General features: G+C 62.6%; 15 protein-coding genes. 5 read left to right on the top strand and 10 right to left on the bottom strand.

Annotated features, from left to right (window positions below; genetic code table 11):
- Positions 1-270: 270 nt before the first annotated feature.
- The 4 genes from NKI39_RS28305 to NKI39_RS28290 form a co-directional block, all read right to left on the bottom strand.
- Positions 271-1,479: a hypothetical protein gene (locus tag NKI39_RS28305; RefSeq protein ID WP_352835976.1), complete on the bottom strand. Its 1,209-nt coding sequence runs from the start codon at positions 1,477-1,479 to the stop codon at positions 271-273.
- Between the two features lie 150 nt (positions 1,480-1,629).
- Positions 1,630-1,929 carry a hypothetical protein gene (locus tag NKI39_RS28300; protein WP_352472757.1) on the bottom strand — a complete coding sequence of 100 codons (300 nt, stop codon included), beginning with the start codon at positions 1,927-1,929 and terminating at the stop codon, positions 1,630-1,632.
- A gap of 94 nt (positions 1,930-2,023) precedes the next feature.
- Positions 2,024-3,424: an ArnT family glycosyltransferase gene (locus tag NKI39_RS28295; RefSeq protein WP_352835973.1), complete on the bottom strand. Its 1,401-nt coding sequence runs from the start codon at positions 3,422-3,424 to the stop codon at positions 2,024-2,026.
- Between the two features lie 208 nt (positions 3,425-3,632).
- A complete protein-coding gene (locus tag NKI39_RS28290) occupies positions 3,633-4,793 on the bottom strand; it encodes a helix-turn-helix transcriptional regulator (protein WP_352835970.1) in 1,161 nt (386 codons plus the stop codon).
- 255 nt (positions 4,794-5,048) lie between these two features.
- Between NKI39_RS28290 and NKI39_RS28285 the strand changes: the two genes are divergently transcribed.
- The 3 genes from NKI39_RS28285 to NKI39_RS28275 all read left to right on the top strand — a co-directional run bounded on the left by NKI39_RS28285 (position 5,049) and on the right by NKI39_RS28275 (position 6,544).
- On the top strand, positions 5,049-5,447 hold the full coding sequence (locus NKI39_RS28285) for an NADH:ubiquinone oxidoreductase subunit NDUFA12 (RefSeq protein WP_023674818.1): 399 nt from the start codon (positions 5,049-5,051) through the stop codon (positions 5,445-5,447).
- 157 nt (positions 5,448-5,604) lie between these two features.
- Entirely contained in the window at positions 5,605-6,087 is a 483-nt protein-coding gene (locus tag NKI39_RS28280; protein ID WP_023674819.1) for a DUF2155 domain-containing protein, read from the top strand.
- Positions 6,088-6,175: 88 nt separating this feature from the next.
- A complete protein-coding gene (locus tag NKI39_RS28275) occupies positions 6,176-6,544 on the top strand; it encodes a hypothetical protein (RefSeq protein ID WP_352472795.1) in 369 nt (122 codons plus the stop codon).
- An 82-nt stretch (positions 6,545-6,626) separates the two neighbouring features.
- Here the strand turns inward: NKI39_RS28275 and aat are convergent, their stop codons facing one another.
- From aat to NKI39_RS28245, 6 genes are all read right to left on the bottom strand, one after another.
- Positions 6,627-7,244: a leucyl/phenylalanyl-tRNA--protein transferase gene (gene aat / locus NKI39_RS28270; protein WP_352835967.1), complete on the bottom strand. Its 618-nt coding sequence runs from the start codon at positions 7,242-7,244 to the stop codon at positions 6,627-6,629.
- A 15-nt stretch (positions 7,245-7,259) separates the two neighbouring features.
- The gene (gene accC, locus NKI39_RS28265; RefSeq protein ID WP_023674822.1) at positions 7,260-8,603 is read right to left on the bottom strand and encodes an acetyl-CoA carboxylase biotin carboxylase subunit; all 1,344 of its coding nucleotides are present in this window, start codon (positions 8,601-8,603) and stop codon (positions 7,260-7,262) included.
- Positions 8,604-8,622: 19 nt separating this feature from the next.
- Positions 8,623-9,081 carry an acetyl-CoA carboxylase biotin carboxyl carrier protein gene (accB, locus tag NKI39_RS28260; RefSeq protein ID WP_292662508.1) on the bottom strand — a complete coding sequence of 153 codons (459 nt, stop codon included), beginning with the start codon at positions 9,079-9,081 and terminating at the stop codon, positions 8,623-8,625.
- 26 nt (positions 9,082-9,107) lie between these two features.
- Entirely contained in the window at positions 9,108-9,542 is a 435-nt protein-coding gene (gene aroQ, locus NKI39_RS28255) for a type II 3-dehydroquinate dehydratase (protein ID WP_352835964.1), read from the bottom strand.
- Between the two features lie 163 nt (positions 9,543-9,705).
- Entirely contained in the window at positions 9,706-10,509 is an 804-nt protein-coding gene (locus NKI39_RS28250) for a DsbA family protein (protein ID WP_352835962.1), read from the bottom strand.
- Positions 10,510-10,579: 70 nt separating this feature from the next.
- Positions 10,580-11,974, bottom strand: coding sequence for a M48 family metalloprotease (locus NKI39_RS28245; protein WP_352835959.1), 1,395 nt, complete (start codon positions 11,972-11,974; stop codon positions 10,580-10,582).
- A gap of 145 nt (positions 11,975-12,119) precedes the next feature.
- On the opposite strand from NKI39_RS28245, the gene NKI39_RS28240 reads away from it, so the two are divergent.
- Together NKI39_RS28240 and NKI39_RS28235 are read left to right on the top strand one after the other, a co-directional pair.
- The gene (locus tag NKI39_RS28240) at positions 12,120-13,268 is read left to right on the top strand and encodes a pyridoxal phosphate-dependent aminotransferase (protein WP_352835957.1); all 1,149 of its coding nucleotides are present in this window, start codon (positions 12,120-12,122) and stop codon (positions 13,266-13,268) included.
- Between the two features lie 11 nt (positions 13,269-13,279).
- Complete coding sequence (locus NKI39_RS28235) at positions 13,280-14,227, top strand: glutaminase (RefSeq protein ID WP_352835954.1); 948 nt, start codon at positions 13,280-13,282, stop codon at positions 14,225-14,227.
- The last annotated feature ends 59 nt before the right edge of the window (positions 14,228-14,286 follow it).

The following is a 14,286-nucleotide window of genomic DNA, read 5'->3' as shown; positions in this document are numbered from 1 at the left end:
GTCACCACCGTGCCATGGCCGCTCGCCCTCAGAGCAGGCGCCGTTCTCCATCCAAAACTTTTTGCAGAACCTTCAGCACACTATCTGACGGCGGGCATGGTGTGAGGGAGGTGCAGCATCGTTTGTCTCCATCGATGGCGCCGCTCGCTCGTGGCGCAGCGGCGCGTTTGTTCCGGCAAGATCAGGCCATGATGCCGGCGCTGCCGCATCTGCCGCGCGGGGGAAGGCGGCAGCGGTCTGAACCGCCGCCGTCATCCGCGAGCGGCCGCGTCAGGGCGTTTTCGGCTTGATGAGCGTCTTTATCGGAACGGCGACTTTTGGAGGCCGGACCGTACTGGCTCCACCGTCGACGGCCAGCCCGCCGCTGTTGAGATAGCGCACCGTATAGTGCAGCTCATAGCCGGGAACTCTGATCCATGTAGGCTTGGGATTGAACTGGTCCGGAGGCCTCGAATACCACTTCGGGATCTGCATGATCTTGGAACCGGCACCGAATCCCGCAGTCTTGGCCGCTACCGCGAAGGCGCTGTCTCTGGGATCGTTCGGCGGCTGGTCGACATTGCCGATGACGACCAGCGAATCGTATTTTCGCGCGTCGAGCCTGAGTACGGGAAGGTTCAGCGCAGCCACGTCGCCTTCGCGCATCGTCAGGGCTTTCTGAACGCCGTCCTCATTGGCATAGACGTTGAGGTTTATGGCCTCGGATTCCGCATAGACGACATTGTTGTGGAAGTCGCGGGCTGGCAGGCGTGTGAGGCTGTCGAAGGTCACTTCAACCGTCGGCTTGGCTATGGCGTCCGTCACCACCAGGTTGCGCCGCGGCACCGTCCAGAAGATGAGATCATCGCCGGTGGCCTGCGTGCCGGCATCGGAGCCGTCTATTGCCGAGCATTTCGAATTTGGAACCGGCGTCGTCACCGGCAGGGGTGCCGAAAACGAGCTGCGTACCTGAGCGTCGATGTAGTTGCCGACGTTGAAAACGTCTTCGAGGATGTTGCCGCCCTCGAAGCTCGCCGGGCCGGGTTGCGAGCGAATGATGACCTGGCTGGAATCGGTCTGCCAGCCGCTGCAGAAGACGTTGACGTCTATGGGAATGCCGATGTGGCGGTCGGAGGTCACCGGGATCGAGACTTTGATGGTCAGGATGTAAGGAACTTTGACAAACCAGCTGTTCGGCTGGTTCAGCATCTGCGTCGCAAAGCGCGACGGCCGCCATTGCTTCAGCGATTCGATCGATGCGCGTGATGATCGTCCCTGGGCGGCCAGCTGTGCGTTGGTGGCGTCGACCTTGGCTTGCGCCAGGTTGCGGACGGTGTTGGTGATCAGGAACACGCCGAGTTCGGCTTTGCAGGGCCTGTTCGATTGTGTGGCGTTGCATGGGGCAAGTGCCGCACTGGGAACCGGCGGCCCCGACGGCGGCGGCTGGGCGGCCGCGGCGGCCGCCATCAGGCAGAAGAACAGCATCGTGCAGGTTTTCAACATGGTATCCTCGCTCTTTCGGTTGGAAACCACCCTCCGGCTAGACAACACCATTTCTTCGACAGCGGTTCATCGCCCGCATGGGGGACGAACCGCGAAACATCGGGCCGGCCCAGCGACGTCGAGACGCCGTCCTTTCGGATTGGATATCTACTGCTTCACGACGCCTTTGGTTGTCGCCATCGGCGCGACGACCTTGGGCTTGGGGGTTTTCGGGCCGGGGTCGACTACCAATGCGGCCGTGCAGGAGCATTTGCCCGAACCGCAGTTCAGGTCGCCCTTGCACATTTTGGAATGCCGCATATCGGTGCAGTCGGCGGTCCCGGAGCAGGAGCAACTGCCTTGCCCAATCGTTCCGGACTGACATTTGAAGCTCCATGCCGGATCGGCGGCAAGGCCGGCCACAGCGAGCGATACGGCAAAAAGCGTCGTCGAGATGAGCTTGCGCATGAATACCTCCCGGTTCTATCGAGCGATGGAACCACGAAGCAGCAACGCCTTCATCTCCCGCGCGGGGGACGAACTCGCATACCGGTGACGATCGTCAATGCTGTCCCTTCAGCACGACGAGATAGCCGCGTTCGACGCGAAGCCGGAACGCGATTTGCCCTGCAGTGCCGGGATCCTTGGAAACCTTGTCGATGACATAGCCGCTGGGATGCGAGCCAAGCCATTCTTCCGGTTTGTCGGTGCTTTCGAACGGCTTTTGCAACCGGGCCAGGAAGCCGACTTCGCCCTGATAGTCGAAAGCCACGGCCCAGTCCGCATCCTTTCGCTCGTAGATGAAGTTGGCGAGCGGCGTCAGATCATAGCGTTTGAACGCGGTTGCCGATGCCACCGCGTGGCCAATGCCGAAAATGACAAGCATGACGATGGCCGAGCTCTTCAGCCTGGCGAGCGGGATCTCCGCCATGAAATAGCCGAACAGGATGACCACGAACGGCAACATCGGCACGACATAATGAGGCTGCTTGCCGGATATCGCGCTGAACACCAGAAACACGGCAACGAACGAGAATGACAGCAGGCGCAAGGCGCGCAGATCCGGCGACTTCGCGTCGATCAGGTTGCGTATCCGCGTGCGCAGCTTCAACCGCCACACCTCGGGTATGAAGATCCACGGTATGAACATGACGGGCAGCAGCAGCAGATAGAAATAGAACGGCCGGCCATGCGAATTGCGCAAATTGCCGGTGACGCGCCCCGCCGACTGGTTCCAGACGAGATCATAAACGAAATTGCCTTTTGTCAGGATGGTCGCCGGCACCAGCCAGATCGCCACCGGAATTAGTGCGGCGAGCAGGGCCAGGCCCACTCCAGCGAGGAAGTTCGGTGTCGTCAGTCCCGCCCGCCGGTCGCGCCAGAACGGGTAGAACAGGATGGGCGCGCCGATATGGATCAGCACCACTGGGCCTTTCGTCAGCACGCCCATGCCGATGAACAGCCCGGCCAGAACGGCCTGCCAGCGGTTGCCGCTGCGGGCAAAGGCAATCAACGACAACAGCGCGGCGAGCACAAAGACCGTCAGCAACAGGTCGAACAGGATCAGCGTCGAATAGATGACGAACACGCTGCTTCCGGCAACCAGCCAGGGGATGCGCCGAGCGATGTCGTCGCGGCCCGGAAACAGGGTCTTTGCCAAAGCCGTCGTCAGCCAGATGACGAGCGAGGAGGCGGCGAAGATGACCAGCATCGCCGCCGGCCTGCTGGCGCCGAAAATGTTCCAGACAAGGTCGATAAGCCAAAACAGCAGTGGCGGCTTCTGCAGATAGGGCGCGAAATTCATCGTCGGGACGAAGATCTGTCCGCTCAGATACATTTCCCAGGTGACGCTGAGATATCGCGTTTCGTCGACGGGCAGCAGTGGCCGGAAAGCGACCGCGATTACGATCAGCCCAAGCAGAAAGAGGTAGGGGAGCAGTCGCTCGGTAGATGTCGGTGTCAAAGATCGAGATCCGCGCCAGAAACCATTTTCATTCCAGCCGAGCATAGTGCCGCGTTTCTGGACCGCGAACGACCGCACCATGATTTTGGCCGAATTGCAACGATGCCGGTTTCGTTTCCCAGATTTTGCGGACGATGGTGTCAAAGGTTTGAAAAACTTACCGGCCGAGTCTTTTGGACCGCTGCCGGTCCGGGGAACCTGAGCAAAATCAACTGGAGCGCAACGGCGGTGACAATTCGCGCATCAACAGTTCGAGCTCGCGCTGATCGCCGGTACCGGTCTTGTCGAAGATCGTCGCCAGCTGCGACTTGACGGTGCCGTCCGAGACGCCGCCGGCCGCGGCAATTTCCTTTCGCGTCAGGCCGGCGGCAACGTGACCGGCGACTCGCCTTTCTGCCGCGGTCAGTCCGAACAGCGCCGCAATGGCGTCCAGCGCCGGGGTCGGTGTCGAACCGGCCGCGGCGATGAAGATCGCTGCGGCGGCGCGTTGCGAGATGCGCGCCGAGATTTCACGCCGCGCCAGCGGCATGACATGGGCCACTGCCGGAACGACCGTCCTGGCCAGGGGAATATTGATGCCGCAAGGTCCGAGCGCGAATTCGTCGCGCGTGCCGAGCTGGACGGCACGGCCGATCGCGGCGTTGGCGTTGGCATAGGTGAAGGAAAGCTGTCCGCGCACGCAAGCGACCGAGATGTTTTCGGCGAGCAGCGCTTCGGCTGACGGGTTGGCGAAGATGATGGTCATGTCTTCGGCCACGATCAGCACCGGATGGTCGAGGCTTTCGATGATGGAACGGAAGATTTCGGCCTTGCGCCGCTCGGCTTCGAACAGGTCGCCGATGGTCACCGCGCGCCGCACATGCGGTGCCAGCAGGCTGACAAGCTCGAGATCCTCGCGGGAAATCTGGCGCCTGTCCTTGTCGGTCACCACCATCAACGTGCCGATCCGGGTCGGCCGCTTCATCAACGCCACCCAGAAGAAATCGTCCAGGCGGTTGGGTTGCACCCATTCGCGCACGATGCGGCTTTCGAGCCATCTCTGTCGCGTATCCGGGCCTTGCAAAGCGTAGATCGAAGCGACGGTGAACGGCACGTCGATCTCCATCTTGGGAACCGCCGCATAGAACGGCACTTGCGAGCCGTAGTCATGCTTCAACGGCTCAAGAACTGCGGGATCGCCGCAGGACACCGAAAATCGCGCGGAGCTGCTGATCGTGTCGATGACGGCGAGCATGGCAAGCTGGCCTTCCGCCAGATTGCAGATGGCCTCGAGTGTCGCCTGCCAGCGGTCGACGTCGGCAATCGAATCGTAGATCGCCTCAACGACCTGCGGCAATGCGCGACCGGCCGTGCCCGCCAGCGATGACATGAGCCCCTCTCATTTGCCGTCCTTGAGGCAACGAAGCTTCAACTGCTAGAATAACGCTGCGTAAGGTTGCCAACAACCTATTTCATCTGCTTCGGACGGCCGCGAAAATAGCATGAACGTATCGCTTTCCCGTCAGCCATTTGCTCGCCTGTTGCGGCAAGACCCTTGCCTTCGCAATGCCGTGACGCCATAAGCAGGAACAGGTGCCGCAGCCGCCGCGAGGACTTGCTTCAAGGACTTGCCACGAGGATTTGGATGAAGACTTTCCTTCTGCAGTTTTTCACCTGGTGGAACAGCCAGACATTGGGAACGCGCTTCCACACCTGGCGGCACGGCAAGAAGGTCGGGCAGGACGAGGTCGGCAACGTCTACTATGAGGGCGGCGTCGATTCGGAAGGCCGCACCCGTCGCTGGGTCATCTACCGCGACTATTCGGAAGCCTCGGCGATTCCGCCCGGCTGGCATGGCTGGATCCATCATCGTGTCGATGTTGCGCCGCCAAGCGAAGACTACAAGCCACGCGACTGGCAAAAGCCGCATGTGCCGAACCTCACCGGCAGCCCCGCGGCCTATCGCCCGAAAGGCTCGGTGCTGACCAACCAGCATCGTCCGCAGGTGACGGGCGACTACGACGCCTGGACGCCTGGTTCGTGATCGATCGCCGCGACACGCGCGCGGTCCCCAAGGGCGCGGTCCCCACGGGGGCGGTCCTTTGTCGCCACAATTGCTGTTTAGCTGTTTGCTGATCCGACAGCAGCAACTAGCCTTGGCGTTAAGAGAATCACCCCGGGCGCAAACCACCGGACCTTGCATGAGCATGTTCAGCCGAATTTTGACGGGCGGATTAACCGCGGTCGTTCTCGCTTCTATGGTGGCGCTTGCTACTGCGCAGGAATTGGCGCCGCCTGCGCCGGACGCGTCGGTGGCGCCTGCAGCACCGGCAGTATCCGAGCGCATCACCAATCCAGTCGCTGAATTCGCCGGCATCGACAAGATCACCGGCCGTATCATCACCTTCGATGTCTACATCGACGAGACGGTGCAGTTCGGCGCTTTGCAGGTGACGCCGCGCATCTGCTATTCGCGGCCCGAAAACGAAGAGCCGAAGACGGATTCGTTCGTCGAGGTCGACGAGATCACGCTCGACCGGAAAATACGCCGTATCTTCACCGGCTGGATGTTTGCCGAAAGCCCCGGGATCAACGCCGTCGAGCATGCCGTCTATGATATCTGGCTGAAGGGCTGCAAGCAGAAGTCCGACGTGCCGGCACCCGCCGCCCCCAAAACCAACTAGGATCTGTCAGTGCGCGGCGCATACCGCGCCCTGCGGAACCGCCGCGTTGCCCGAGCGTTGGTGCCTCTCTACGGAGGAGGTTGCCATGATGATGGCCAACAAGAACGAACTTCTCGACATCGAAAGGGGATTCTGGACCGGCGGTGCCGACTATTTCAAAGCCAATGCCGATACTGACTGCCTGGTGGCCTTCCCGCAGATGGCGCGGGTGATGAGCAATACCGATCTGGCCGCAACTGCCACGGACCCGAACCGCTGGCGCGATCTCGACATCGACCTCAAGGGCATCATCGAGCCGGGCAGCGACATCGTCATGCTGACCTACGAGGCGCGTGCGACGCGGCAAGATGGCGAAGCCTATGCGGCGCTGGTCAGCACCGGCTATGTCCACCGCGTCAATGGCTGGAAGATGATGTTCCACGCACAGACGCCGCTGGTGACGGCAGCAAAAGGCTGACCGGCCGCAAGAGCAATTCCAGGAAGTGTGAACGGCTTTCCGTCCGGAATTGCGTTCCTGTGAAACGATGAGCCATTCCAGGTTATGGAAAAAACACGGCCTCGCCCTTCAGCGCCTCGGCCAGCATCTTCTCGTACTTGCCGCGCGGCACGTCGATTGCACCGAAGCGTTTGAGATGCTCGGTGGTGAACTGCGTATCGAGCAGTGCAAAGCCACGCGCCTTCAGGCGTTCGACGAGGTGAACCAGGCAGGCCTTTGACGCGTCGGTCTCCCTGGCGAACATGCTCTCGCCGAAGAACACGCGGCCGAGCGATACGCCGTAGAGCCCCCCGACCAGTCGGTCGTTGTGCCAGGCCTCGACCGAATGGCAATGGCCCATCCGATGCAGCTCGATATAGGCTTCGCGGATCGGCGCGTTGATCCAGGTCGACCGACGTTCCTCGCGCTTTTCAGCGCAGGCCTCGATCGTTGCCTCGAAGTCGAAATCGATGCGGAACTCGAACAGGTTCTTGCGGATCGTCTTTCTCAGGCTTTTCGGTATGTGGAACCCGTCGAGCGGAATGATGCCGCGCGTCTCCGGCCGCACCCAGAATACTTCGGGGTCATTGGCGCTTTCGGCCATCGGGAAGACGCCGGAGGCATAGGCTTTGAGCAAAAGGTCGGTCGGGATGCGATAACCGGGTGCGTAGGGACGGGTCATCGCTTCGCCCCTGTATCACTCGCCTTCGGCCAGGTATTTTTCCAGCCAATGGATGTCGTAGTCGCCATTGGCGATGTCGGCGTTGCCAACGAGGTCGCGAAACAGTGGCAGCGTCGTCTTGATGCCGTCGACGACGAATTCGTCGAGCGCGCGCCGCAGCCGCATCATGCATTCGACGCGGTTGCGGCCATGCACGATCAGCTTGCCGATCAGGCTGTCGTAGTAGGGCGGGATCTTGTAGCCCGAATAGACGCCGGAATCGACGCGGATGCCGAGGCCGCCCGGCGTGTGGAAATGGGTGATGGTGCCCGGCGAGGGGGTGAAGGTGCGCGGATCCTCGGCATTGATGCGGCATTCGATGGCATGGCCGTGGAAGCGGATATCCTCCTGGCGCACCGAAAGCCCGCCGCCCGAGGCGACGCGGATCTGCTCGTGCACGAGGTCGATGCCGGTGATCGCCTCGGTCACCGGATGTTCGACCTGCAGGCGCGTATTCATCTCGATGAAATAGAACTCGCCGTCCTCATAGAGGAATTCGATGGTGCCGGCGCCGGAATAGCCGAGATCGGCGATCGCCCTGGCGCAGACGCCGCCAATATGCGCGCGCTCCTCGGCATTGAGCGCCGGCGAGGGCGCTTCTTCCCAGACCTTCTGGTGGCGGCGCTGCAGCGAGCAGTCGCGCTCGCCGAAATGCACGCCGCGCCCGGCGCCGTCGCCGAACACCTGCACTTCGATATGGCGCGGCTTCTGCAGATATTTCTCGATATAGACTGCGTCGTCGCCGAAGGCCGCACCCGCCTCCGAGCGTGCCGTCTGCAGCGCCACCTCGAGATCGGCCTCGCTACGCGCCACTTTCATGCCGCGCCCGCCGCCGCCGGCCGATGCCTTGATGATCACGGGGTAGCCGATCGCGGCGGCAATGCGCTTGGCTTCCTTGTCCTCGGTGACCGCGCCGTCGGAGCCGGGCACCACGGGAATGCCGAGGCGTTTTGCGGTACGCTTGGCCTCGATCTTGTCACCCATGATGCGGATATGGTCGCCGGTCGGGCCGATGAAGGTGATGTTGTGCGCGGCGAGGATGTCGGCGAACTTGGCGTTCTCCGACAGAAAACCGTAGCCGGGATGCACCGCGTCGGCGCCGGTGATCTCGCAGGCGGCGACGATCTGGTGGATGTTGAGATAGCTGTCGCGCGACGGCGGCGGGCCGATGCAGACGCTCTCGTCGGCGAGACGCACATGCATGGCGTCGGCGTCGGCGGTCGAATGCACCACCACCGTCTGGATGCCGAGCTCCTTGCAGGCGCGCAGCACCCTGAGGGCGATTTCGCCGCGATTGGCGATGAGGATTTTCTGGAACATCTTTCGCCTGTTCCCGGCTCTACTCGATCACGACGAGCGGCATGCCATATTCGACCGGCTGCGCATCTTCAAACAGGATCGCCGTCACCGTGCCGGCGCGCGGCGAGGGGATCTGGTTCATCGTCTTCATTGCTTCGATGATCAGCAGCGTCTGGCCTTCCTTGACCTTCTGGCCGATTTCGATGAACGGCCTGGCGTCGGGCGACGGTGCCAGATAGGCGGTGCCGACCATCGGCGAGGCAACGGCGTTCTTCGACACGTCGGGCGTCGCCGGCGCGGCCGCTGCCGCAGGCTGCGCGGCTGCCGGGGCATAGGCCGGCTGAGCTGCGGCGACGGCATGGACGGCCGGGGCCTGCCGCGAGACGCGCACCTTCAGATCGCCCAGCTCGACCTCGATCTCGGTCAGGTTGGTGTCGTTCAGTATGCCCGCCAGATCGCGGATCAGCTGCTGGTCAACACCGTTCTTCTTTATCGACATTTTCGAGCCTTCTGTTTGTTGGCCGGTCATAGGCGTGCAGCCAGCGCCTGCAGCGCCAGCGTGTAGCCGAGCGGCCCGAACCCGCAGATCATGCCGACGGCGACCGGTGCGACCATGGAGACGTGGCGGAATGGTTCCCGCGCGTGGATGTTGGAGAGATGCACCTCAGCGACCGGCAGCGGCGCGACGGCGCGGATGGCATCGTGAATGGCGATCGAGGTATGGCCGTAGGCGCCCGGATTGATGACGATTGCGGCGGCCTTGTCGGCGGCCTCGTGGATCCAGTCGACGAGGTCGCCCTCATGGTTCGACTGGCGGAAATCGATCTCCAGCCCAAGTGCGGCACCTGCCTGCTGGCAGTCGTCGGCGATCGCGGCAAGCGTCTTGCCGCCATAGATGCCCGGCTCGCGCTTGCCGAGCGCGTTGAGATTGGGGCCGTTCAGGACGAAAACCGTTTTCAAAAAATGCCGACCTTTCCCGGCGCGGCTAAGCCGGCGCGCCGGACCCTCTATAATGGGCATAGACGCTGGCGAAAAGAGCGCAAGTGCGTTCTTTCGCCGTCCACAACAGCCGGAAAACGGCCCGTGCCAGAAACCCGCAGCCTAATCGAAACCCGAATGCTGATCAGAGCGCGGCCTTCGCCGCCTCGATCTTTTCGGCCAGCACTTCCTGGCCAAGCGCGCCGAACACCACCTCGTTGCCGACGACATAGGACGGCGTTCCGGTGATGGCGAGCTTGGTGGCGAGGTCATAGGTCTTGGAGAAGGCCTCGGTGATGCTCGGGTCCTTCATCTTTTCGCGCAGCGCCGCCTCGTCGGCGCCGAGCGACAGCGCCACCTTGATCGCCGCCGCCTCGGTGGCGCGCCCCTGGCCGCCGAGCAGGGCATTGTGGAATTCGCCGTATTTCTCCGGCTTCATCAAATGGAAGGCCATCGAGACGACGCTCGCCTTCTGCGAATCCGGGCCGAGGATGGGGAACTCCTTGAGCACGAAGCGCAGGTCCGGATCGGCCTTGGTCAGCGCGCGCATGTCGTCGATGGCGCGTTTGCAGTAGCCGCAATTATAATCATAGAATTCGACGATGGTGACCTTGCCGTTCGGATTGCCGACAACACCGTCGAATGAGGAATTGAAGATCTGGTCCTTGGCGTCTTTGATGACACCGAGACTGGCGACGCGCTGTTCTTCCTTCTGCTTGGCCTCGAGTGCCTGCTGGGCCTCCAGAAGCACTTCCGGGTTCTTCAGGAGATAGTCGCGGACGATGCCTTCGACTTCGGCACGGTCGAGCTTGGTACCTGAGGACGTCGTCTGGGCAAGCTGTGCCATGCCGGCCTTCGCCGTCTGCGGATTGCCGGCGACGAAGCCGAACGCCAGCATGGCGAGAGCCGCTGCCACTCCGGTAGTGCCCAGCAGAATTGCCTTTGTCATGATCCTCGATCCTCTTGCCTGTGTTCGGGTCCGCCCGGTTTGGCTGTGTCGCAGCCTGCGTCCGAAAGGTTCACTTCTTCTTACCTGATGGTGCGTAGTTTATAATGTCCTGCGCGCGAAGCCAGCCCGGCTCGCCCCGCTTCATGCTCTGCTGCGCCCGCATGGCGAAGATTTTCGCATTCTTGTAGTCGCCGGAATAGAAATGCCCTTCGGCGGTTGCAAGCTCGGCGGCCGGGATGTTGCCGAGTTCCCCGTAAGCCTGTGCCAGATAGCGGTATCCGGCGGCGTTTTCGCGATCCCGTCCGAGGCCGGTGTTGATCTGCGCCACCGCCTTCTTCAGCGAATCCTGCGTGCCGATCGCCATCAGCGCCTGGCCGTACGAGACCGGCAGCAGCCCCGATCGCGCCGGATCGAGGCTGACCGACTTGGCATAGGCGTCCGCCGCATCCTTCGGCCGGTTCGCCTTCATCAGGATGTCGCCGCGCAATTCCTGGAAATAGGGATTTTTCGGCTGTTCCTTGATCAACGCGTTGGTCTTGGTGAGCGCCGACGCCAGATTGCCGAACAGATAGGTCATCTGCGCGTCGCCATAGCGTGAGGCGAGGCTGCCGGGGTTCTTGCGCATCAATCGCGACGCCGCCGCCTGGCCCTGCATGTAGGCGGCGATCTTGATGCGCATCATGTCGTGGCGCTGCTGCAGTGCCGGAGGGTCGACCTTGTCGACGTAAGGGCTCTGCTTCACCAGCACTTCGAGATTGGCGATACGCTCCTGCGGCATCGGATGGCTGATCCTGTAGGGATCGACTTGCGCGCCCGAGAGCGACAATGCGTTCTGGAAGCGGCCAAACGTCTTCAGCATGCCCATGCCGGACTGGCCGGTTGCATTGAGATAGGTGATCGCCGAACGGTCGGCGGTCATCTCTTCGGTGCGCTGATAAGCGAGGATACTGCGTTGCGCCATCTCGCCGCCGCCGGCCACCACGCCCATGCCGGCGCCGGCGAGACCGCGGCTGTTGCTGGTGGCGCCGGCCACCATGGCGCCGGCGCCAAGCAGCGTCGCCAGGATCGCCATCGTCTTGGCGCGCTCGAGCTGTTCTCGCAATTTCTGCTGGTGTCCGCCGGCGATATGGCCGGCCTCGTGGGCAATGACGCCAATGATCTCGTTGGGCGTTTCGGCCGTCATCAGCGCGCCGGTGTTGATGAACAGCCGGCGGCCGGCAACAAAGGCGTTGAAGCTCTGGTCGTTGACCAGCACGATGTTGATGGCGTCGCCCGACAAGCCCGCCGCCTTGAAGATCGGCCGCGCGTAATCGCGCACCAGCGCCTCGATCTCGGCATCGCGCACAACCGGCACATTCTGCGCAAAGGCATTGACCGAGCCGGCTATGGCGACCACCACGGCAAGCGAAAGCATCGCGAGGGCGCGCGCTGTCCTGGCGATCGTCGATTTGGGTCGGCTCAACATGGCAGGTCCACTGGTAGACGAGTGGGCGAAGGATGAAAAGTCGGCAGCCTAAACTTACCGAACTTGTGATCCCCACACCAATCGGGCATTTGTGCGGCGCGGCCAGCATGGCCGGCACGTGTGGACAAGTGTGGTGGATTGAAAAATGGTTGTTTCGCTTTCGCGCCGCGGCGCGGTCGAACCGTTCCATGCCATGGACATCCTGGCCGAGGCGAATCGGCTGAAAGCCAAGGGCCTGCCGGTCGTTTCTATGGCCGTCGGCCAGCCTTCCGATCCGGCGCCGGCCGGGGTTCGCGAAGCGGCGGCCAATGCCTTGAAGACAGGCCGCATCGGCTATACCGACGCGCTGGGCCTCGCCGGCCTGCGCAAGGCGATCGCGGCGCATTATGGCGAGCATTACGGGCTTGACGTTTCGCCCGAGCGGATAGCCGTCACCACCGGATCGTCGGCTGCCTTCAACCTCGCTTTCCTGGCAATGTTCGATCCAGGCGACCGCGTCGCCATCGCTGCGCCCGGCTATCCTGCCTATCGCAACATCATGGCCGCGCTCGGCATCGACATCGCCGAGATCGAGTTGGACGGCGCCGCCTATCTGCATGCCGAGCACCTGCAAGCCGCGCACCGCGAAAAACCGCTGAAGGGCGTGCTGTTCGCCAGCCCGGCCAACCCGACCGGCGCGGTCATTCCCGCCGGCGATCTCGAGGCGCTGGTCAAAACGGCGCAAGAGCTCGGCATCGCCGTCATCTCGGACGAAATCTATCACCGGCTGGCCTATGCGGCGCCCGACACGACGGCGCTTGCTTTCGGCGCGGATGTGACGGTGATCAATTCCTTCTCGAAATATTATTGCATGACCGGCTGGCGCATCGGCTGGATGGTGCTGCCGCAGGAACTGGTGCGGCCGGTCGAGCGCATCGCCCAGAGCCTCTACATCTCGCCGCCCGAACTGTCCCAGATTGCCGCGATCGAGGCGTTCAAGGCGACGCCAGAGCTGGAAGCGGTGAAGGCGCGCTATGCCTGGAACCGCGAGCTCCTGATGCAACGCCTGCCGGAGCTCGGCTTTGCTTTGGCCGCGCCTATGGACGGCGCGTTCTACGCCTTCTGCGACGTCACCAGGCACACCAATGAAAGCATGACGTTTGCGCGCCGGATGCTTGCCGAGGCGCATGTGGCGGCGACGCCGGGCCGCGATTTCGACCCGCTGCAAGGCCATCGCACGATGCGCTTTTCCTATGCCGGCAGCCACGACGACATGGTCGAGGCGATGGCGCGTATCGAACGCTGGCTGAAGTAGCGGGGGCGACGATGCCGGAGCTCGAACAGGCGCCTCAACTTGAACAGGCGTTGCGCGAGGTCGCCGCCGAAATGGCGGAGCGTACCGATCGCGGCGACGTCGCCAGCTATATTCCCCAGCTCGGCAAGATCGATTCGAAAAAATTCGGCATTGCCGCGGTGACCAATGACGGCCGCGTGCTGACCGCGGGCGATGCCGACGAGGCGTTTTCGATCCAGAGCATCTCAAAGGTGTTCACGCTGACGCTGGCGCTCGGCAATGTCGGCGACGCGCTGTGGCAGCGGGTTGGGCGCGAACCTTCGGGCAATCCGTTCAACTCGATCGTCCAGCTCGAGCACGAGAACGGCATTCCGCGCAATCCATTCATCAATGCCGGCGCCATCGTCGTCTCGGACATCCTGCTTGCCGGCCATCAGCCGCGCGAGGCGATCGGCGAGATCCTGCGCTTCATCCAGTTCCTGGCCGATGACGACACAATCGTCATCGACCGCGAGGTCGCGGCGTCCGAACGCGCCACCGGCTTTCGCAATTTCGCGCTTGCCAATTACATGAAATCGTTCGGCAATCTCCACCATGCGCCGGAACTGGCGCTGGGCGTCTATTTCCACCATTGCGCTATCGCCATGAGCTGCCGGCAACTGGCCCTGGCCGGCCGCTTCCTTGCCAATGCCGGCAAGAACCCGGCGACCGGGCATTCCGTCGTGTCGGCCGAGCGCGCCCGCCGCATCGGCGCGATGATGCTGACCTGCGGCCACTATGACGGCTCCGGCGACTTCGCTTTCCGCGTCGGCATTCCCGGCAAGAGCGGCGTTGGCGGCGGCATATTGGGGATCGTGCCGGGGGTCGCCTCGCTTGCCGTATGGTCGCCAGGCCTCAACGCCAACGGCAATTCCAGGCTGGGTTCGATCGCGCTGGAAAAACTGGCGAAGATGATGAACTGGTCGATCTTCGCGCCATAGTGTCGTCGCCTGAATTGGAGCAAAAAATCCCGCGCAGCCGATCGGCAGCGCGGGATTTT

The organism is Mesorhizobium sp. M0664, from assembly GCF_040320565.1.
In the GTDB taxonomy this organism is placed as follows: Bacteria; Pseudomonadota; Alphaproteobacteria; order Rhizobiales; family Rhizobiaceae; genus Mesorhizobium.
This window is presented reverse-complemented; position numbering and strand designations above follow the sequence as displayed.